The organism is Marinomonas gallaica (genome assembly GCF_049821165.1).
GTDB lineage: Bacteria > Pseudomonadota > Gammaproteobacteria > Pseudomonadales > Marinomonadaceae > Marinomonas > Marinomonas gallaica.
Window position 1 is genome coordinate 1,228,298 of the sequence record NZ_CP187511.1, and the last position, 21,791, is coordinate 1,250,088.

Consider the following 21,791-nt stretch of genomic DNA (forward strand, 5'->3'; position numbering starts at 1 on the left):
ATTGAAACGTTTTATCATGATGTTTATTGCTTATGCCAGATAGTGGCGCCTTCAATCTTCCCTGCATTCACATCCTTGTAAAATATATAACCGGCTTCATCACCTTCTAGTGTTGTTGCGCCACCAAATTTACCCGAAAATGGGCTTGTATCGTCGAGCTGTAACTCACCTTCACCTGAAATTTTTCCGTTAGCTTTAAAGTCCACAGTAGAGGCGGATTGACTGTCTAGTGTCAAACCTGTTTCAAAACTACCTTTTGTGAAATCGATAGATAGAAAGTCATTACTCACCGTCATACTTTCCGTGCCACCATTTTTTAAATATAGATTGGCTTGGCTATCCTTTAGGTCAAAATCTACTCTACCTAAACTTCTATCAAGAATGGCTCGGTCATCAGAGTCTGCACGGAGTAGTATGGTGAAAAGTGGGAGTCCATTCATATCTTTACGTACAACAGTCGCGGCATCATAAGGGCCGCTTTCGATAATGGTAAAATAGCTATCTATAATGACGTCATTTTCAGCGACACCGTTTGTAAACCCCCCAAATCGGCCCCATGCTAGCTTACTAGTTGGGTTAGACTCATTGAAACTATTTTCGGCTGTGATATCTGCAATGATAGATCGGACTTCATCGTCTGACATGTCATTTGAAAATAAATCATTATATCTATTTTCTCGTTTTACTTTGTCAGAGGAAGAGGTTTTATCGCTCGGCAGAGACTGACTATTGGTCTGCGGGCCAGCGCTATCTTCAGAAGTTTGGTTATCAGTACTATCGGATGAATCACTAGAGCCTATGTCAGAATCCTTCGAAATTGTGTTTTCATCCTCAGCTGATTTATTGATCGTTTCTTTAGAAGATATGTCGTCAGCTTCACTTGATGACTCAGTTGGCGCCTCAGAAGGTTCAGTGTTATTTTCATCCTGTTCGTTTTGATCGGCTGTATCGTCAGAATACTTGTTAGACTTCTCTACGTTATCTGATGTTTCTACTTGAGTGCTCTGATCAATTAAATTTGGCGCAAAAGCAGCCGAAAGAGGTATTAAGCGGGGAGCATCATACAATGAGCTTAGCTCCAATAATTGCTTTGCAGTACTACTAAGCTCGATAGAGCCAGAGCAGGGTCCTGTAGAGCTAGCATTACAATCAGTCGAAAAAGGCGCCACAACAATAGCGCCTTCATTGACAATTGCTTGTACTAAATCATTCGATGCTTTGACAACAAAGTCTGTACCGCGAACACCGATGGCGGCGATAGGCGTATTTAAGCGAAACTTGTCACGTGCCGCTTTAGCACCGGTCCCTGAAATAGAGCGCATCACACCCTCATTCAAGTTGAATTTGATAATAGACTCATTAGGGTGTTCGGCATCATAACTGTAATGCTCGATAGATAAGCGGCTGTCAGGACGCACACTGACTAAACCGTTATCAACAAAACGTATGTGTACGTGACCATTGCCAAGTGTCTCGATGACATCACCTTCACTAATGTGTTGGCCAGTCTTAATCAGATCTTTGCCATTTAAATACGCCTTGCCGAGAGCAAAAGTCACTTCTCCAGCACCTTCCGTAGGCGAACCAAAAGCTTGCGTCACTATTAGCGCAAAACAGGTTAGACCAAGGTTGGCATAAAATTTGATTGATCGTAGAAAATTCATTGAATTATCCGCCTCTGAAGTACTCAAAAGAACCGTGCTTCAAAAGTATTAGGTTTAAAGTTAGCGTAAATAATACGCGGGAAAATATAAATAGAAGTGACTGTCGTCACATCTGGCAAGATAAGAGCCTATGTATCCGTTACAATGAATGGGGTAATAAAGTTATCCCCAAGGCGGTAGTTGGTTTACACCTGTGGGCAAAAACCTGCCGCTGACCTGTGGATTGTGGATAAGAATTAATGTTAAATAGGCGTCTTTTCGTAATACATCGATTGAACATTGCAGCTAGTGAGTATATCCGCATATTTAAATTGAACAAACGAGTGCAACAATGGCTGTAACCACTGAGCTATTAAAGCGCTTCCCAATGTTATCTGGATTATCAGATTCATCATTAGATCAACTTGCACTTCAAGCTAATTTGAAAAGTGTCAGCCGCAGGGCGGTGGTTGTGAATGGTGGCAGTGCGTCTGAAAATCTTTGCTTTTTGTTTGAAGGGCGTCTGCAAGGTGTCGACTTTACTTTAGATGGTCGAGAAGTAGGTCTTTATTTTATTGAGCCAGGTGACTTTTGTGGTGAGTTGGGTTTATTTGATGGTGAAGGGCAGCCGGAAAGTGTCATTGCGCTTGCTAAATCCCAAATAATTTTAATACCGGCGGCGGCTTTTCGCAGTGCAGTGTTGACCAACCAACAATTAGTGGAAGGGCTCTTCACGCGCATGTCTGCTCGTGTACGAAAATTGTCTGCGCAGAGAGCGTTATTAGGGTTATCCAGTACCATTGCACGAGTGTGTGGTCAGCTTTGGATGATGCTGCAGGAGCAGGACAATATAAACCGCCGAGAAGGGGTCATTCTTAACCCTCCTACCCATCAAGAACTCGGTATCATGCTTAACTTGAGTCGCGAAACTGTGACGCGAGTGTTTCAAACGCTGCAATCTGAATCTATTGTCAAACGCGATGGCACCACGCGATTATTGATATTAGACGAAACCGCTTTAAGAGCGTTGTTCGAAACTGGTGACGGCTAAAATCAGCTGCCACCATCATGTATAAGCCCTCTCCTAGCGTGTAAAAAAGTTACGTACACGTCTTTGAAAAGACAGTGGAATGCGTTTCACAAGCTGCCTCAATACTGGTAAACCACGAAGGTAGTACAGAATCGTTAGCAAACGTTTTCTCGTTGCTTGATTAACAGAAGGCGCATCACTGGTGTGAGGTAAGGCAAATGCTAGCCACTCTGTTAGTTGAGTCTTATCAATATCGGTGGTTTGGCTTATGCCAGCTTTTGGCTCTAACAGTGACCAATAATCTGTTGAATATTGGTAGGCATTGCAAGCGTTTGAGGGCACCGTTTTACTGGTGAAGTTTGAAAGTGCTGGCGACGAGTCGCCATAAGTTGCTAGATCGAAGAATTGTTTAACCACAAATTCCGCATCTGCATCCCATGGAATGACCCAGCTGTTGCAGCGTCCAAATAATCGTTCAGGAAAAGCGCCTATATTAGGCGCTATAATAGGCAGTCCTGCATCAATAGCGCTACTGAGTGTATAACTATAGGTTTCAGGGCAGCGGGAAGTAAACCAAATGACATCTACCTTACCTGCCTGTTTGAGTGACGCTAAGCGATCTAACAATTCATGATCATAATAGCGACCAGACATAGTCAGAGTACTTTTCGGCGTCGTCACTAAATCTCGATAGGCATAACCAATTAGATTAAACTGGATATCCAAATTTTTCTGCGCACATAACAAAGCAGACTCTTCCAATAGATCCGCACCTTTGATTTTTCCTAGCGCGCCAATGACGACAACATGCAGTGGTTGATTACGTTTGGGCTCTATGCCGGATACTTTAAATTGATCATGTTTAAGGTAGCGGCCTTGCTCATGATAAATCGTAACTAGGTTCGCTGATGGAAAAGCCTGTTGATAAAAAGCTTTACACGAATCGCTGGGCGCAATACAAGCTTTGGCTTCTTGAAGCAGTGATGAAAAAGACTGTGTCCAAGATTCATCAATGTTTAATCGTTCTGCTTGGCTAAACTCGCCCGCTTCGTTGGTTAAAGAAATTGAATCGCAGATATAGTAATAGTCATGCAGGCTTACTAACCAAGGTAGCGTCAACTGCTTAGGGACAGACATTACCCAATGGGGAATGTCCAACATATGATGAAAGTGAAAGCCGGCAACAGGAATATATTTTAAAATAGCCAATAATGTCTCAGCTTCAGCCACATACAAAGAATAGTCCGACTCTTCCGATGATAGACCATCTTCACTGGGTGTTAGCTGAGTTAAAACCAGCTGACCAGGCTTTTTAATACTGGGCATCAACATTAATGGGAAGCACTGAGTACGAATGTCTTCGCTCAACTCATTAATAAAACGTAATGTGCCGCCGCCTCGGTTGTGTGTCACATGGACGACGATAGGCAACTCGCCTTGTATTAAAGACGCTAGCCAGATTTTGATGCGCGCTTGATGTGCAGGGTCTTGAGCGATGTGTTGCTGTACTTCATACTCGTAATGAGGGTGATGTTCTAACAACTTAGCCAATGCAGTATGCTTTAGTTCATTGTGCTCGTCACCAAAGCTAACATTTCCGGTATGCTGTACAAACACATCTAAAGCAAAGCGATTAACCCAACCCGCCTGAATAGCGCGTTGACAAAAATCGTTCTCCTCACCGTAGCCCTTGCCAAACGTCTCTACATCAAAGTAACCAATCTTGTCTAAGATCGCTCTACGAATATACATACAGAAGCCAACGCCGGTGGGCACATCAACAGCATCACCCGCATTAGTCGCAGCACATAAAGCATCGAGAGATTTAAGCGATGTATTAGAAGGGAGGTTATTATCTTGGCAAAATTTTGGGTAACTACAAATGGTCGCATTATTAGAAAAAGGCGTTACCGTAGCGATGTTAGGAGCGGTATAAGCAGCGTTAGCAATACGATCCAACCAATCATTTACCACCAAGGTGTCGCTGTTAAGAAGTAAGACATCTCGCTCTGGATGGAGCTGCATACCTCGGTTAACGGTCGCAACAAAGCCCAAATTCTCTTGATTGACTAATAACGTGAATTCGCCCTGATTGAATCGCTCTTGAAGCAATGCACTGACTGCAGGATCAGGAGAGCAATCATCAATCACAATTAATTCGTATTGAGACTGATTAAAAGAAGACTTAACACTGTCAAGGCAATCAATCACATCCTGTAAGCCTCGGTAGACAGGTATGATGACATCGATAAGGTTGTTCATGTATTCCTCAAAGTTATCGGGCAACGAGTTTTCGTAAAATTGCCTTTGAATATTTGTATGCGCTCTTTAATAGATAAAAAAGGCTGGTTCTTAATACAATCCGATGGTCTTTTTGATAGTCGTTAAGCGTATGCTCAAGCGCTAATTTTTGCGCTTGTACTGCTTGCAGGTCCTGCTCCATTTTTTGGTAAATAGTCGTCAAATGCGCGATGTCTTTATCTTTAGAGTCAATGACCTGCAAAGCATGGGAATGTAGTGCACCTATGTGATTAAGCGATGCTTGGTTTTGCTGTTGCAAAGCGCCAATTGCATTATCCTGCCACTCGTGACTTTTCGCTAACAGCGAATACAATGCCGGCAAACTAAGTTTCGGGAGCCATTTTTCGTACACTTGGCGAAATGCGCACTGTTGTTGTGAGCGATCCCGAACCCCAGAACCTTGTTGATGGATACGATAAGCACAAGTGACCTGCTCTATAAATTCAAAATGACAGACAGTATACACCTGTAACCAAAAATCCCAATCTTCAAACAAATCAAAATCAGCATCGAATGCGATGCCCATCTCGCGCACACGAGTAGGTAGTAACACGGTGAGAATAGGCAACTGATTTTGATAAAAAAGTTGGTGCTGTTCGAGTTGCGCGCCGTGAATAGACAAACACTGCTCAGCGCCATTAACGCCCTCAATGTGTACCGCCCGAGCCTGCGAATGTGTCACGGCTAAGTCGTCCACCGCTAAATTTAGCTCTGAGCGTCGTGTGACTAAGAGTTCAATATGCTGGGGGTCAAGATAATCGTCGTCATCTAAGAACATAGACCATGGGCTGGTCGCATGTTGTAAGCCTGAATTTGCCGCATTCGCTCGACCCACAGAAGAGTTATGATGCACATACCGCAATTCAATATGTTGTTCTGTGTCTAAGAGGTCATGAAGCACAGGGTGTACGTCGCAGCCACCATCATTAATAACAACTAACTCTAGAGGGCGATAGGTCTGCTGGAGTACAGATTGTACGGCCAACGCTAAATAGTCAGAACGATCTTTTGTTCTAATGATAACGCTAACGGGCGTAGATGAGAGGGACATTGTCTACCTATTAAAGCCAGATAAAAGGTGTTCTTAGACAACCACTTCCAAACAGTTGTTATGGTACAAAGTTAACACCGAACAAGAAATACTATCGTTTTCCAAGGTAACTTGCCAGATGCTGGTTAGTATTGGCGGGCCTTGATTTTGCGCGATGTTGGTCTTGGTGGTATCTTAGCCTCCATTTTGCAATCCTTAGGATTTTGTTAATCACATGTTACCCACTCAATGGATGTGGCAATACCTATTGCCAAAACAACATACCCAGCTGATATTGCAGCTGACCAAACGCCAAATTCAACAGCGCTTCAAAGGCTCAATCCTTGGTGCAGCATGGGTCTTGATCACACCTATACTTATGTTGGCGGTGTATACCTTCGTATTTAAGTCTGTCCTAAAAGCCAAATGGCCTGGTAACGAAGACGCCAATAATATTGAGTTTGCCTTACAAATTTTCTCAGGATTGTTAGTGTTTGGACTATTCGCGGAAGTGCTCAGCCGCGCTGCAACCTTGATCACAGATCAACCTAATATGGTAAAGAAGGTCATTTTTCCACTGCCAATCTTGGCTTGGGTCAATGTGCTTTGTGCTTTATTCTTCGCGGCCGTCAATTTGATGGTACTGATCGTGGGGGCGCTTATAATGCGTCATGAGCTCAGCATTCATTTCGTCAGTATTGCGGCGTTATGCATGGCCTGTACGCCGCTATTGTTGGGATTAAGTTGGGGGTTGGCTGCGCTAGGGGTCTACCTTAGAGATTTAACTCAAATCATCACGTTAATTCTAACGCCATTAATGTTTCTGTCGCCGATTTTTTATCCCATTACAGCGCTACCAGCATTGATACAAAAGGTAATGGTGTTAAATCCGCTTGTGTTACCAATAGAAGTACTACGAGAAGCCGTATTGACAGGTCAATGGCCTTCATGGCTGGCGATTATTGCGTATACCTTAGTGTCACTAATGATTATGGTGATGGGCGCAGCAGGTTTTCATAAATTGAAAAAGGGGTTTGCAGATGTCCTTTGACGCCGCGTTGCAAGTCGAACAAGTATCGAAAACCTACCATTTATACGATGCTCCGAAAGACCGACTGAAGCAAATTTTGTTTCGTGGTCGAAGACAATATTATCGTGAATACCAAGCACTCAAAGCATTGTCTTTTTCTCTGCCAAAGGGAGAGGTACTGGGCATCGTCGGGCGCAATGGCGCAGGTAAATCCACATTATTACAAATGATCTGTGGCACATTAACGCCAACGACCGGTCATGTACATATACAAGGCCGCATTGCTGCACTGTTAGAACTTGGCGCGGGTTTTAATCCTCAGTTTACCGGACGCGAAAACATCTTCTTATCGGCGTCAATTATGGGTGTTGAAAAGAGCGTAATCGAGCAAAAGCTTGACGACATTATAGACTTTGCAGGCGTTCGTAATTTTATTGACCAACCCGTTTCAACTTACTCCAGTGGTATGTTTGTGCGCTTGGCGTTTTCTGTCGCCACCACCATAGAGCCAGACATACTCATCATCGACGAAGCCTTATCCGTTGGCGATGGTGACTTCGCTCGTCGATCTTTTGAGCGTATCATGGCCATGAAAGAGCGCGGTGCGACAATACTGTTTTGCTCGCACTCTTTGTACCAAATTGAAGTGCTGTGTTCGCAAGCCATCTGGCTTGAAAAAGGCCAGATGGTCAAAATCGGCAAACCTGCAGAAGTGCTGCCGGCCTACCAAGCTTTCTTAGACCGCTTGGCAAGTGACCCAGAGGCCACCCCAGAAGACGTACATAAAAGAGTGGTGTCTGATTCGACATCGTCACCTAAAGTGACAGGTAAAGCAGGCCAGTTTGCACGCATTGAAAAAGTGATTGCGAAAACGCCTCAAGCACAAGGTGACGTCTTAGACATCGTCAGTTGTGAAACCGATTTAACACTCGACATCCTCTTTAAATCGACCCTGCAAAATGAAATACCACAGGTCGCATTGACAATACACAATGCAGCCGGTCAATTGATCAGCAGTTGTGGCGCGTGGGCGTCAGGCGTCCAGCCTGTAATGGGGCTGGATGACATTGGCTCAATCAGCATTGACCTGCCAAAACTGCCGTTATTAAAAGGTACCTACTACGTCGGTGTATTGTTGTTCTGTGAAAGAGGCCTGTTTTTACACGACGAAGCCGATCCAGTGGTCACACTTAATGTGACTCAACCCAATCAAGAACGCGGCTTATTCATGCTGCCGCATACTTGGCAGACAAAAAACAGCAAACGTATCAAAGAAAACGCGATTGTCACCACACGACAGCCAAGTGACCGATGGAATGTACGCGAAGCAACCGACCAAGATTTTGAACACATAAAACAACTGTTCCAAGATACGTTTGAGCAACCCTTACATGAAGATGTATGGAACTGGAAATACAAATTTGCAGACAGCTCAGGCTACCTAGTCTCAGAAGGGCAAGAGATTGCCGGTTTCTGTGGTGGGGCACCACGTCGAGGATTGGTTAAAGGGGAGCCAGCGACATTGGCTCAACTTGGTGACGTCATGGTAGACAAGCGACAGCGTGGTGTATTGACCAAAACAGGCCCATTCTATCGCAGCGTATACGGTTTTCTAACCGAAAAAATCGGCAAAGATAGAGAGTTTCCATTTGGGTTTGGTTTTCCAAATCGTCGGCATCTACGAGTAGGTCAGCGACAAAACTTATACGCACCGATGGATCGTATCTTAGAAGCTGAGTGGCCAGCCAAAGAGGCGCAATATAGCCTAACTGAATGGCAAGGAGATTCTGACCTGGGCGCCAATATTGACCAACTTTGGCAGCAAATGAAACCGCATTTAAACAACTATCTTGTCGGAGTACGGGACCAGGATTGGATGCGTTTTCGTTTCCTAGAAAAACCCATGGATCACTACCAAATACACCTCGTCCAAGACACACAGCAGAGCCAAAACTACATCGGCGTTATCGTATTAAAAGACTACCCGGACTCAGCTCATATTGAATTGCTTGACGTCATCACCACACCGGAAAACGGCCTCGCCAATTTAGCCGCTGCGCAACAAATAGCCAGCCGCTTAGGACGAAACAGCGTAAAAGCATGGCTAACCGCCAACGTGTACGCTTGGTACGAAAGTACCCATGCGACAGTCACCCCAACGGAAGTCTTTGTGCCAGGCAACGCACTCGACGATCCTGACCACCTAGCCATCTCAAAAGACAGTTGGTGGCTCATGGGCGGAGACAGCGACTTCCGTTAACAACCCACTCGTACGAGCAGGTTTTACCTGCGACTCAAAGCAATCGCGCATCCAGTGCCCTCGTACGAGCAGGTTTTACCTGCGATTCAAAGCCATCGCGCATCCAGTGCCCTCGTACGAGCAGGTTTTACCTGCGACTCAAAGCCATCGCGCATCCAATGCCCTCGTACGAGCAGGTTTTACCTGCGACTCAAAGCCATCGCGCATCCAGTGCCCTCGTACGAGCAGGTTTTACCTGCGTTTCAAAGCCATCGCGCATCCAATGCCCTCGTACGAGCAGGTTTTACCTGCGATCACTTGTTCTATTAATAGTGGCGCGTCACAATAGGCTGCATTATTAACAGTGGATGATTGTCTTGCTTGAACGCTATTTTACCCCCTATGAAACCACCAGCGTTGTAACAGGTCAGCGCATTGCCATTTTAGCGCCGCACCCAGATGACGAAATATTTGGCTGTGGCGCCAGTGCCTGCAAATGGGCAGAGCAGGGCAGACAGGTACAGGCCTTTATCTTGACGCAAGGGGTCGTCCAAGGTGAGTTTGGAGAGAGTGCTGAAGCGCAGCAAGATTGCGCCAAGCAAATTCAACAGCGCAAAAACGAGTCTATAGCCGCCGCGGCAGTGTTGAATTTACCCGAGCCTATCTTTCTAACAGGTCAAGATGGCGCGCTGTGGTCAGACACAACGATAGAAAACGACTTATTAACGCAGCTGCAAACGTATCAGCCTACGTGCCTTGTTATACCGTCCGTTTGGGAGATGCATCGTGATCATCGAGCAGCAGCAGAAATGGGGTTACGCCTTGCGTCGCACATTGCGTCATTAGAAAGCGTTGTCTGCTATGAAATTGGTGTGCCGCTTAAAGTAAATGCTTTGGAAGACATCAGTGCTTATCAAGCGCGCAAATGGCAAGCCATGCAGTGCTTCACATCGCAGCTGAAAACGCAGCGTTACGCAGATCATATTCAAGGTTTAAATACCTATCGAAGCTATACCTTGGGGTTAGAGGTCAGCGCGGCGGAGGCGTTTCACTGTGTCCCTTTAGAAAAGTTGCCTGCTTTTTTAACGCTGCAAGCCGAGCAAATCTCTTTGGTAATACGTGAAGCAGAGCAGCAACAGCAGCGCTGTGAACAAAGTCTGATGCAACAACAAAATGAAAATAACCAGTTGCGACAGCAAATGACAGAACAACAAGCACGCCTAAATGTGCTGACGCATGAGCTTGACGCCATCAAGAACTCTCTTGCTTGGCGTCTCACAAAACCCCTTAGATGGTTACGCGCAAAGCTCTGATGTCATGATACTGTAAAAAAGCAAAGAATAAGGCCCCATAACCATTGATTTGAATTGTATTTTTATGTCAGTCTTGGCCGTTATGTAAAAATTCTTTGTTTTGGTTGAGTATTTTTGACTGCGAAAACAAAAAATAACCAGATAATCTAAAAAAATTGCATCGTGTGATGCCCGTCACATCCTTTTGACGGTTGCTAGATTACTCTGCAACACATGCTAGGTAACAACGGCAAAAAATGTCTTCCTAACTAAGGAGAATTTGCTCTGTCACCAAAGCGTCATAAAAACATTGCACACTTATACAACAGGTTTATCCTGCGTAGTGTTTTATGAGCTGGCAAACCAAACTCGCGCATGAGCGCAAGTAAACACTAAAACTTTCTCATGTTCTGTCATTATGGATTAAGCGTGACAGGCGTGAAGTTTAGTAAATAACCTTTGATCAAGGAGTTTTATAAATGGCTATTAGTCAAGAACAGCGCACGGAACTACTAACACTTGTCGTTGGTATGTTTGATGCAGCACCAACATCTGACCTACTTCAAGATCTTGCAGCAGGCCTAGAAAACGGCGCGACACTAGAACAGTACGCACACAATCTAGGTAACACTGCAGAGTTCACTGCAATGTACCCTGCTTACCTAACAGCAGAAGATTTTGCTGGTCGTTTTGTTGCTAACCTACTAGGTGACAACGTTTCTGCAGACACAACAGCGGAAGCTGAAGCATTTGTTGTTAATGCTGTGAACGCTGGTGGCTCTTTCAGTGGTGCAATCTACCAAGCTGTAATGGCACTAAGCTCTGTATCTGAAGACGATGCAACTTGGGGCGCAGCAGTTGCTGAGCTAAACAACAAAGTTGAAGTGGCTGAATACTTTGCTCTAAACAGCAACAAAACGGGCTTGACATTGGCTGAAATGTCTTCTGTAACAGACGGCGTAACAGCGGACGATGCAACCGTTGCTGAGAAGAAAGCATCGATTGACGACGGTACGTTGTTCGGTGGCGACACTTCAGTAGGTAATGTTCAATTCCTATCTCACGGATGGGATAACAAAGTAGGTACGTCTGCGGATGATGTGTTCAAAGCATTCGTTGTTCAAAATGATAACTTTGGCGGTGTTGCGAACACTCTAGCGTCAGGTGATACCATCGACGGTCAAGGCGGCATCGATACTCTAGATGCTCGCGTAACAGTACAATACGTTGGTGTTGACGCTGACGCAGAAAACCGTACAGAAATCACACCTGATACTAACAACGTTGAAAACATCAAAGTTTATGTTGAACAGCAATTGCTAGGCAGTGGCGCTAACACTGTAACAATCAATGCTAAAAACATGTTTGACGTTGACATGATCGTATCTAACGAGTCTGACGGTGACCTAGTAATTGAGAACCTAACGACTAAGCAGACTAACGGTGATGATCGCAACACTGAAGATCTGACTATCAAAATGGTTAAGACTGATGACTTCGGTTCGGACATGGATGCATCAGACATGTCTGTTTACTTCGACGAAGATTACCTACTAGCAGGTCAGTCTACTGGTACTTCTCAAGCAAACTACTGGTTACTTGACCAAGACTCTCCAGACTACGTAAACGCGCCTCTTTTGAACATCGAGCGTGTAGGTGTTCGTTTCACTCTTGATGAAACACCATACGACGTAATCATTGAGCAATCTGTTGCACAAGCAGCGGACACTTGGGAAGCGTTTGCAGCAGCGATCCAAACTGTTCTTGACAACGCTGTTGCTAATGGCACAACTGAACTTGAAGGCCTAACAGTAGCTGTTGATGAAACAAACACTGACTTCACATTCAACGATGCGGGTGAGCGTGTAACGATCCCTGCGATCACAATCACTGACTCTCAAGGTCGTGACATCGTACCAACTGGCTTCATCACACCTGCTGATGCAACCGGCGCGTTCAACATCTACGGTCGTTTCGACAACGTAGAATCTGAGCAAACGCTAAACCCAATCACTATCGACGTTGAACTTGATAAAGTGGGTAACGACGGTGAAGGTGGTAACCTTGTAATCGGTGGTAGCGACTGGCAGAGCCTAAGCGGTACTGACACGAACGTTGACACGCGTGACGGTATCGAAGTATTCAACATCGAAATGATCGGTGGTGAAGCACGTCACTCTAACCTAGGTGCAATCGTTTCTACTGACGGTGCTCTACGTACAATCAACCTAACGACTGAAGCTGCACAGCTTGATTCTGGTGATTACGCGTCTCTAACAGTTCGTGGTGCACCAACAGATCTTAAGTCTATCAACGGTGTTGACGATGAAGCACCATTCGGTGGTACGCTTGACATGTTCAATGCTGCTGGCTTCCAAGGTGATCTTTACCTAGGTGCGGACTCTCCAGTTCACAACCTAAACACATTGAATGCAACTGGCGGCGGCGACATCACTGTTAACGCTGAAATCGTTGAATCTTTCGATGCAAACGGTGCCCTAGTAGCAGACAACGGTGTATACACTTACACAACTGGCGCTGGCGAAGACAGCCTAACATTCGATCTACACGGCGACGCTGTTGATCTAATCGGTGAATCTTTCGCAGTTAGCACTGGTGCTGGCGACGACTCTGTTGTTGTTGAAATGGATCTAGTAGACGGCGTTTCTCAAGAAACAATGGAAATTCTAGACAACCTAGACATCACAACAGCTGGCGGTGAAGACTACGTTGAAATCGACGCATACGGTAACTTCAACATCGATACTGGTGCTGACAGCGACTACGTACGCATCAACTCAATGGACGAAAACGGCAACGCAACGTCTGGTGAGTGGTTCTTCGGTGAGCCTACTGGTGCACAGCAGTTTGGTGAGCGTGTTCTTTACAGCGCAGAGCTAACACTGTCTTTCGCTGGTTTTGAAGAGACTGTTTCTATCCAAACAAACTCTCAAGGCAACTTCGTTGCAAACCAAATGCTGATCAACGATGCAATCATCGAAGCGATCGAAGCGAACCCAGAGCTATCTCGTCTACTTTCTTACGAAATGACATCTGGTAAAGAGCAACTACACGTTGAATCTCTAATCGGCGGTGACAACACGCTAGCAGTGGCGATCTACCAACCACAACTAGTAGCGAACAACGCAACTGACGGCCAAGTTAACATCGGTAACGATCTAACTGCACTACGTCAAGGTTTGATCAACACAACTAACCTACTATCAGAAGATCTAGAAACAGCTTCTGAAATCGAAACTGAAACTAGCAACATCGATTGGTTCGGTTCAGTAGGTCGTGACGGTGTAGCTGACGATCAGCTTTACACAAATGATCAAGTTAACCATGACACAGTTGGCCAAATCGCTGGTGATGACCAAGTTGACATCCTAGATGCTTCTTCTACGTTGTACCAAGATTACTCTAACGGTGGTTCTTCTGATGACACAGTTGGCATCAACTTCTCTACGATCGATCTAGGTACAGGTTCTAACGACCTTGTAGTGCTTCACTCTAACGAGAACAGCTCTAACATCCTTAAGATCTCTGGTGCATTCGGTAAAGCAAGCGTTGTGAACTTCCACGATGTTTCTACTGACTCTGTAGATTCTGCTACTGAAGTTGGCAACCACGCTCTAGACTTCTCATCTTTCCTAACGAACGATGAAGATCCATCTCAGAACAACGGTAACAGCCAATCAGTTCGTGATGTTGTAACAACTGTAAACATCGTTAACGGTGCTGAAGCATTCGCTGACTCTGCTGCAGGTTCTAACCTAGCAGTAGCGAACTCTGTAAACGTAATCCGTTTCCAAGAGCAAACTGGCGAGTCTTGGGATAACCTAGACGCAGCGACTCTACGTAGCGCTCTAAACGGCGACCTAGCAAACGACTACGGTAACCTAGACGACGCTCTACTAAGCGCTTCTAACTACAACAACGCTTCTGCAGACCTAGTAGGCAGCACTCAACAGCACATCGTTATGGTTGAAAACGACCTAAACGAAGGTGAATACAAAGTGTTCTCTCTAACGTCTACAGTAAACGCTGATGGCACTACTGTAACGGACGGTGACTTCGCTACGTCTAACTACCTAGGTACGCTAGACTTCGGTGCATCTGTTAACCTACAGATCACTGATACAGCTGAGTACGAAGCACTACGTGCTAACTTGATCGACGGTGACTTCACTACAGATCCAACAGATCCAACAGATCCAACAGATCCAACAGATCCAACAGATCCAACAGATCCAACAGATCCAACAGATCCTGCTGATCAAACTGACGTAACAGTTGCTGACCTTCAGACTTACGATGCGTCTACAGGTGCATTCAACTACGTACTAGACTTTGCAACAGCTGGCGTTAAGCTTGCGACAATCAACGGTCTAGGCGATGACGATACAATCACAGTTGAAAACGCTCCAGCGGGTGCGGAAGGCGTGATTGATAGCTCTTCTGCTACGTCTCTAGACTTCGTATACGGTGATGTAACAACATTCACTAACGCTTGGGCTGTAACACTAGGCGAGCAAGATGCTCAGCTAGTAACAGACGTTCAAGCTGAAGCTGACTTCGCTGCGAAAGTAGGTGTGGTTGACGCTGCATACGGTTCTGATTGGTTAGCAGTATAATCTCTGCCAAGCAATCTAACTGTTAGATAATATAAGCAGGCTGCATGATGCAGCCTGCCCCTTACTTACGTAAGTATTAGGAGATAAATATATGGCTACTGTTACAGGTACCAATTTGTTAGACGGCGTTTTAGCTGACCTAGGCGTAACGCTTTCTGCTACTCTACAATCAGCCCTTGCAGCACGTCTGCAATCTGCAATTGACGCGGGCACAGCAAGCTCTATCCAAGTAGCTGCTGTTCTAGCAAGCAACCCAACAATCGCTGCATCAGTTCCTGCTGGCGAAACTCCTCTAACGTCTATCAGCTCTACAGTAACAACTGTTCAAACTGAAATTGAAGCGGACAACTCTGGTCTGCCTCTAGCCGTTGAAAGCTTTGCTGCAGCAGAAAACTCTGTTGTTGAAGGCAACGGTGTTGACTTCACGGTAACAATGAACAAAGCAGTGGAAGTAGACACTACGTTCACTTACCAAGTACAAGGCGTAACAACGTCTGTTGCTGCAGCAGCAACACCAGTTGATGACCTAGGTGTACTTAACGGTACTGTCACTATCCTAGCGGGTGAGACAACGGGTACGTTTACTCTAACACCAGCAGCTGACGGCATCACTGAAGGCTTTGAAGCATTCAAAGTGGTTCTGCTTGACGAGAACAACGAAGCCGCTCAAGAGTCTGGTAACATCTTGATCAAAGATCCAACGAATGCGGGTCAATCATTTGTGTTGACATCTAACGTTGATGAGTTCACAGGTGGTGCGGGTAATGATACATTCCGTGCAAATTATGATCTAGAAGCAGGTGCTGGTGCAGGCGCTCATACGCTAAGCACATTGGATGCAATTGATGGCGGTGCAGGTGAAGATGTTCTAAACATCACATCTGATAACGGCACTAACACATACACACTAGCTGCTGCATCTGTTTCAAATGTTGAAACGATCTCTATCCAAGGTTCTGATGATGTAGTAGCTAATGTGTCTGGTTCAACATTCTCTGGTGTAGAGACACTAGCTTCAACGAAATCTATTGATTCTACTCTAACTGCAGCGGCAACAACTGATATTTCTGTATCAGGCGCAACAGGCGCTATCGTTGTAAACGGTGGTAAAGATGTTGTAGTAACTGACTCAGCAGCTAACAATAATATCTCTGTTGGCGATACAACTGAAAGTGCTGGTACAGTAACGGTTACTGATACTAACCAAGGTACAGGTAACATTGTTGTTGAAGGTGGTACTGATGTCACTGTAAATGCAACAGTTGCAGGGACAACTGCTGATGTTACTGGCGGCACGATCAACGTTGGTAATAACACTGATCAGCCTACTGGCACGATCAAGGTTACTCAGACTAACACTAACACGGGCTCGTCAATCGCCGGCACAGCTGGGACGCCTGAAGTTCATACTCTTACCATTACCGCTGATGGCAGTGATGATGGAGATGAAAGTCTCACCATCAATTACGATACCAACGGTAACCAAATACTGGATGGTCAAGTAGTAGTCAATGACGCTAACATCGACTTTACTGATGCCTCCGCTGTAGCAAGTGCCGCCGCCGCCCTTATCGATGCCGATCCAACTGTTAATGCCTCCGCCAGTGGAGCTGTCATTACCATCAATCAGACGGTTGCTGGAGATTCGATTGAGCCTACGGCAGTTGCTGGTGGAACAACTAATAGTCTGGCAGGTGTGTCCGCAACCCTCACTCCAGGTGCTGCAGCAGTACCCATTTCATTCGCCGACGTTAACGCAGGCGCGATCAATGTTCAGGGCGGTACTTCTATCGATATCACGGTAGATTCTACTAGCACTGCAGCGGCTGCAACTGCTGATGGCGACATCACTAACGGCACAGTAACAGCTACAGCTGGTAACGCAACTGAGTCAATCAGTGTTGTTCAAAACAATACTGCTACGGCTCAAACAGAGGCTGCAACGTCTCTTGTTGGCGGTACTCAAACTGTTACATTCAAAGCCCTTGCTTCTGGTCAATCTGTTACGGTTGCAGGTCTTACGTTTACAGCAGCTAAAGCATTGACTGCAGCGGAAGTTGCAAGTGCATTTGCTGATCTAACAGCTGTTGACACGCAAAGTAATGGTACAACTGCACAAGGTATCTATACGAATGATGTAGATGCGAACATTACTTCTGGCGCTGCTAATGGATCAGTTGTTGTTTTCACTAACACTTCTAGTACAGCTGCTCCAACGTTGAACCTAGCATCTTCAGCTAATCCAACGTCGCTTCCTACTGCTGTTGCTACATCTGGTACTGCTGCTACAGCTGCAGATACATCTTCTAACACTGTGACAGCGGGTAATGTTGTTCTTAACGACAATGCTACAGCGAGTGTTAAAGACATCACAGTAAGCACATTTGGAACGGCTACTCTAGGCACTACAAATGGTTTTGATGTGCTAGAGACTCTTAGTCTAACAAACAGCAACGGTGCGACAACGCTTGATACAGCTGCGACTACATTGACTGTTAACCTAGATAATGTTGATCATACAGTTAGCCTAGATTCAGGTGCTGCGACCATTGCTAACTTGACAATCAATACTTCAGGTACAGCATCTACAGGTGCTATCACTGCAGCAGCAGCTGAAACTGTTACTATCAACGCTGAAGCAGCGCTTTCAGGTGCTTCAACTTACACTGCTGCAACATTGATTGATGTTAACGGTTCAGCATCTGTAGACCTAACAGGCGCTACAACAAATGCTGTAACGCTTGAAACAATTGATGCATCAGGTAACGCTGGCGGTGTAACAGCTGTTCTTGGTGGTACAAATGCGGTTGCTTTCACTGGTGGTGCTGGCAATGACTCTCTAACTCTAGGTGCTGCTGCTATCGCTTCTGGTGATAACATCGATCTAGGTGCTGGTGATGACACGCTTGTAATTGCTACTGGTACAAATGCTTCAACTATCAACGCTACTGTTACAGGCGGTGCTGGTACTGATACATTGTCAATGGGTTACACTGATGCTGTTGCAGTATCTGCAAACACTGACTTTGATGCAGAAGTGACTGACTTTGAACGTTTGACGATCAATAACTTTGCAAACAATGCTGATGGTAGTGCAGATACTCACACAGTAAACCTTGGAAACCTAACTTACGATTACGTTACAGTTAGTGGTTCTGATAACGGTGTTAACACTGTAGATACTCTTGCATTAACAAATGCAGCTGCGAATTCCACTGTTGCTTTCCGTACTACATCTACAGCGAACAGCTTAACAACTGTTGCTCTTGCTGATGCTACTGGTACTGCAGATGCTTTGAACTTTGTTCTTGCGTCTACTAACCAAACAAACGTTGTAAATGGTGTGGATGTTGCCGATCAAGCAGCAGGTACTGCGAACAATGCTGGTACAGTGACTGCTGACGCCGTTGAAACTTTCAACATTACTTCGTCTGCAGCGGATGCTGATGGGGCAACAAACGTAATCACGGCTAACGGTGATGCTGTTACTACTATCAACGTTTCTGGTAATGCTGGTGTCGACCTGACTTCAAGCAACACTACTACGTTGAAAGCAGTTGATGCATCTGGCCTAACAGCTGGTGGTCTAACGTTCACAGCTGACAGTGCAAACATGACTGTTACTGGTGGTGCGGGTAACGACACAATCACTATCAACGGTACTGCCGATAGCTCTACTTTCAGCGGTGGTGCGGGCAATGATACGTTCGTAATTTCAACAGGTGCTGACCTTGTTACTATCAACGGTGGTACAGGTAACGATACGTTCGATTTCGACGGTGTATCTACAAACAAGAGCAACTATGTTGTAATTAATGGCGGTGTTAATACTGGTGATGTATTTGACTTTGCTGGTTTAGTGGCAACTGATTTCAATGCAGCTCAAATTACTCTTGCTCAAGGTGCGACAGAGTCTACTCAAGCATACCTTGATCAAGCTATGACAACTCTAGCTGCTGGTGAACTAGGTTGGTTCCAATACAATGGAAACACTTACATTGCAATGGATGACGGTGCTGTAAGTAATAACTCTTTTGCAGATGGTGAAGATTTAGCTATTATGATCACTGGTCTAGTAGATCTATCTACTGCAACGTTCAACACTACATCTGATACTCTAGAAATCGCTTAATTCCTTTAAGAATTTAGCTTTCTAAAGATCGTTTCGGTTGAAACCATCAAAACCCCAGCTCATTGAGTTGGGGTTTTTTTATGTCTGTAATTAATCAAGAGAAAATTAACTTAGACCCCCATTCTAACTGATCGAAAATTGATCTCCCTCAATCTAAAAATAACTAAAAACACAATTAACTAAGACAGGCAATAATCAAGACACCCATTCTAAGTGATCAAAATTTGATCTCCCTGAAAATTAACTAAGACACCCACAAATTAACTAAAATTAACTAAGACACCCATCTCAAACAAAGCAGACAGTATGGACACCCATGCTAAGTTGACGCCTCCTCAATCAGCTGTATACTTAAACAGTATCTTTCATGGATGGAGGAACCCAATGCCAGCCCCGCGTAAACAAATAATCAGTCTCCCCTGATACTCTGTATTACCATTGCGTGTCCCGCTGTGTTCGTCGTGCTTTTTTGTGCGGTGACGATAAACAGAGCGGCAAAAGCTACGAACATCGTCGATATTGGGTCGAAGAACGGCTAATGTTTCTGGCCCAAATTTTTACGGTAGAGGTGTGTGCCTCGTCAGACGATACCCGTGTCAAGCAGTGAGCGCGTACCGCTCAGCATGGTAAACAGCCGACGCACTTACGGGCGTTTGTGGGTAATCCGCGGGCGGATCAGCCGGATGGCCTGCCGTTTGAATATCTCGACAGAGAATTGGTTAACGATTGCCAATGGCTTTGAAGCGCATACTTACTCGGCTGTGGGAGGGGAAGAAGTGCTAACGGTTTATTGTCAAAAGCACCAGCGTAAGCGGCGTACGGGGATTGGCTGCTATCGAAAGATGTTTGCGGCGTAGAGCGATTTATCTTTCGTTAGGTTCACCCTGTGATTTTGGCAAACAGTCCCTAAATTCGCTGAAATACATCAATGGTTGCGGAGAGGGGGATGGATAAAGTCAATCAGGTTAAGCAGCAGAAATAGCGGAGACACCCATTCTAAGGGTTTACTTTAGTACCCAATTTTATAAATAATCAAGACACCCATTCTAAGTGATCAAAATTTGATCTCCCTCAATCCGCTTTACTCGCCTTTTCCATTATCTACTGTATGCTTAAACAGTGGTTTCGATATTCATGGAGTAGAGTCGATATGTCTAAACAGAAGAGCAAGAAAACGTCACTGGCACCATGTCGTCAGCGCTGTGCGGATGCGAGCCCGTGTCATTTGGTAAAAAGTTGCCAGTCCCATAAACGTGATCGGTCGCTGTGGTTTGGTTTGCTGAAGTGGTTGATCGTATTCGTTTCGTTACTCTTCCAACATGATCCTGATATGACGATTTCTGTTTCCATGCTGATTTAGGTTAGTCAGTTCAGTTAAGTAATCAGGATGTTATACGACAAGGAGGATAACAATGCCCCAAGCCCGCAAGCAGCAGGTCAGTCTTGCTGATACCCCGTATTACCATTGTGTTTCCCGTTGTGTACGTCGCGCATTTTTGTGCGGTGACGATAAACAGAGCGGCAAAAGCTACGAACATCGTCGATATTGGGTCGAAGAACGGTTGATGTTTCTTGCTCAAATTTTTGCGGTAGAGGTGTGCGCCTATGCAATCATGAGCAATCACACCCATGTAATATTGCATGTGAATGAAAGCAAAGCGCACAGTTGGTCGGATCGTGAGGTGATCGAGCGTTGGCATCAGTTACATAAGGGCACGATGGTGACGCAGCAGTTTATCAAAGAGGGTGGCGTGCCGGAGTATTTGCAACCTCTGTTAGAGGCAACGGTGGCACAATATCGCGAGCGGTTATTGGATATTAGTTGGTTTATGCGGGAGCTAAATGAGCCAATTGCCCGTCGTGCCAATCAAGAGGATGGCTGCACTGGTCGGTTTTGGGAAGGGCGTTTTAAGTCTCAAGCACTGTTAGATGAGGCGGCGTTGATGGCGTGCATGGCCTATGTGGATCTAAACCCAGTCAGAGCGTGCATGGCGGATACCCCAGAACAGTCGGATTACACCAGTATCAAGCAACGGGCGCGTATCGCTCAACATGGTAAGCAGCCGACTAACTTGCAACCGTTTGTGGGGAACCCAAGGGCGGATCAGCCGGATGGCCTGCCGTTTGAATTAGTGGATTATCTGGCCTTAGTGGATCTGACGGGTAGGGCGTTGCATCCCAATAAACGGGGCCGTATAGATCTGTCCCAAGCCCCCATTTTAGCGCGTTTGAATATCTCGGCAGAGAGTTGGTTAACGATTGCCAATGGCTTTGAAGCGCATACTTACTCAGCTGTGGGAGGGGAAGAAGTGCTAACGGTTTATTGTCAAAAGCGCCAGCGTAAGCGCCGTGCGGGGATTGGCTGCTATCGAAAGATGTTTGCGGCGTAGAGCGATTTATCTTTCGTTAGGTTCATCCTGTGATTTTGGCAAACAGTCCCTAAACTCGCTGAAATAC

The 21,791-nt window shown here is 45.5% G+C and carries 12 protein-coding genes and 1 pseudogene; 10 read left to right on the plus strand and 3 right to left on the minus strand.

Annotated features, from left to right (window positions below; translation table 11 throughout):
* Positions 1-23: 23 nt before the first annotated feature.
* The gene (locus ACPUEK_RS05755) at positions 24-1,664 is read right to left on the minus strand and encodes a FecR family protein (RefSeq protein WP_425642612.1); all 1,641 of its coding nucleotides are present in this window, start codon (positions 1,662-1,664) and stop codon (positions 24-26) included.
* 331 nt (positions 1,665-1,995) lie between these two features.
* Here ACPUEK_RS05755 and ACPUEK_RS05760 point away from each other — a divergent pair, with 331 nt between their 5' ends.
* Positions 1,996-2,694, plus strand: a complete 699-nt coding sequence (locus ACPUEK_RS05760) for a Crp/Fnr family transcriptional regulator (RefSeq protein ID WP_425642613.1) — start codon at positions 1,996-1,998, stop codon at positions 2,692-2,694.
* A 33-nt stretch (positions 2,695-2,727) separates the two neighbouring features.
* On the opposite strand, the gene ACPUEK_RS05765 is transcribed toward ACPUEK_RS05760, so the two are convergent.
* On the minus strand, positions 2,728-4,935 hold the full coding sequence (locus ACPUEK_RS05765) for a glycosyltransferase (protein WP_425642614.1): 2,208 nt from the start codon (positions 4,933-4,935) through the stop codon (positions 2,728-2,730).
* A 13-nt stretch (positions 4,936-4,948) separates the two neighbouring features.
* The gene (locus ACPUEK_RS05770) at positions 4,949-6,025 is read right to left on the minus strand and encodes a glycosyltransferase family 2 protein (protein WP_425642615.1); all 1,077 of its coding nucleotides are present in this window, start codon (positions 6,023-6,025) and stop codon (positions 4,949-4,951) included.
* 214 nt (positions 6,026-6,239) lie between these two features.
* Between ACPUEK_RS05770 and ACPUEK_RS05775 the strand changes: the two genes are divergently transcribed.
* The 9 genes and pseudogenes from ACPUEK_RS05775 (at position 6,240) to ACPUEK_RS05815 (ending at position 21,724) form a co-directional block, all read left to right on the plus strand.
* Positions 6,240-7,055 (plus strand): ABC transporter permease, encoded by an 816-nt coding sequence (locus ACPUEK_RS05775; RefSeq protein WP_425642616.1) that lies wholly within the window; start codon positions 6,240-6,242, stop codon positions 7,053-7,055.
* The gene (locus ACPUEK_RS05780; protein ID WP_425642617.1) at positions 7,045-9,294 is read left to right on the plus strand and encodes a GNAT family N-acetyltransferase; all 2,250 of its coding nucleotides are present in this window, start codon (positions 7,045-7,047) and stop codon (positions 9,292-9,294) included. The genes ACPUEK_RS05775 and ACPUEK_RS05780 overlap by 11 nt, the downstream gene beginning before the upstream one ends.
* Positions 9,295-9,650: 356 nt before the next feature.
* Positions 9,651-10,586 (plus strand): PIG-L deacetylase family protein, encoded by a 936-nt coding sequence (locus tag ACPUEK_RS05785; protein WP_425642618.1) that lies wholly within the window; start codon positions 9,651-9,653, stop codon positions 10,584-10,586.
* Between the two features lie 458 nt (positions 10,587-11,044).
* Positions 11,045-15,202, plus strand: coding sequence for a hypothetical protein (locus ACPUEK_RS05790; protein ID WP_425642619.1), 4,158 nt, complete (start codon positions 11,045-11,047; stop codon positions 15,200-15,202).
* Positions 15,203-15,293: 91 nt separating this feature from the next.
* Positions 15,294-19,334, plus strand: coding sequence for a beta strand repeat-containing protein (locus ACPUEK_RS05795; protein WP_425642620.1), 4,041 nt, complete (start codon positions 15,294-15,296; stop codon positions 19,332-19,334).
* A gap of 384 nt (positions 19,335-19,718) precedes the next feature.
* Positions 19,719-19,911 (plus strand): annotated as a pseudogene (locus ACPUEK_RS05800) (transposase); the annotation flags it as partial.
* A complete protein-coding gene (locus ACPUEK_RS05805; protein WP_425643051.1) occupies positions 19,907-20,191 on the plus strand; it encodes a hypothetical protein in 285 nt (94 codons plus the stop codon). The pseudogene ACPUEK_RS05800 and the gene ACPUEK_RS05805, both read left to right, overlap by 5 nt.
* 293 nt (positions 20,192-20,484) lie before the next feature.
* The gene (locus ACPUEK_RS05810) at positions 20,485-20,694 is read left to right on the plus strand and encodes a hypothetical protein (protein WP_425642621.1); all 210 of its coding nucleotides are present in this window, start codon (positions 20,485-20,487) and stop codon (positions 20,692-20,694) included.
* Positions 20,695-20,746: 52 nt separating this feature from the next.
* Positions 20,747-21,724, plus strand: coding sequence for a transposase (locus ACPUEK_RS05815; protein WP_425642622.1), 978 nt, complete (start codon positions 20,747-20,749; stop codon positions 21,722-21,724).
* The last annotated feature ends 67 nt before the right edge of the window (positions 21,725-21,791 follow it).

Excerpts from the sequence above, each read along its gene's own strand:
- ACPUEK_RS05755 (WP_425642612.1), bottom strand. The coding sequence starts at position 1,664 with ATGAATTTTCTACGATCAATCAAATTTTATGCCAACCTTGGTCTAACC.
- ACPUEK_RS05760 (WP_425642613.1), top strand. The coding sequence starts at position 1,996 with ATGGCTGTAACCACTGAGCTATTAAAGCGCTTCCCAATGTTATCTGGA.
- ACPUEK_RS05765 (WP_425642614.1), bottom strand. The coding sequence starts at position 4,935 with ATGAACAACCTTATCGATGTCATCATACCTGTCTACCGAGGCTTACAG.
- ACPUEK_RS05770 (WP_425642615.1), bottom strand. The coding sequence starts at position 6,025 with ATGTCCCTCTCATCTACGCCCGTTAGCGTTATCATTAGAACAAAAGAT.
- ACPUEK_RS05775 (WP_425642616.1), top strand. The coding sequence starts at position 6,240 with ATGTTACCCACTCAATGGATGTGGCAATACCTATTGCCAAAACAACAT.
- ACPUEK_RS05780 (WP_425642617.1), top strand. The coding sequence starts at position 7,045 with ATGTCCTTTGACGCCGCGTTGCAAGTCGAACAAGTATCGAAAACCTAC.
- ACPUEK_RS05790 (WP_425642619.1), top strand. The coding sequence starts at position 11,045 with ATGGCTATTAGTCAAGAACAGCGCACGGAACTACTAACACTTGTCGTT.
- ACPUEK_RS05795 (WP_425642620.1), top strand. The coding sequence starts at position 15,294 with ATGGCTACTGTTACAGGTACCAATTTGTTAGACGGCGTTTTAGCTGAC.
- ACPUEK_RS05810 (WP_425642621.1), top strand. The coding sequence starts at position 20,485 with ATGTCTAAACAGAAGAGCAAGAAAACGTCACTGGCACCATGTCGTCAG.
- ACPUEK_RS05815 (WP_425642622.1), top strand. The coding sequence starts at position 20,747 with ATGCCCCAAGCCCGCAAGCAGCAGGTCAGTCTTGCTGATACCCCGTAT.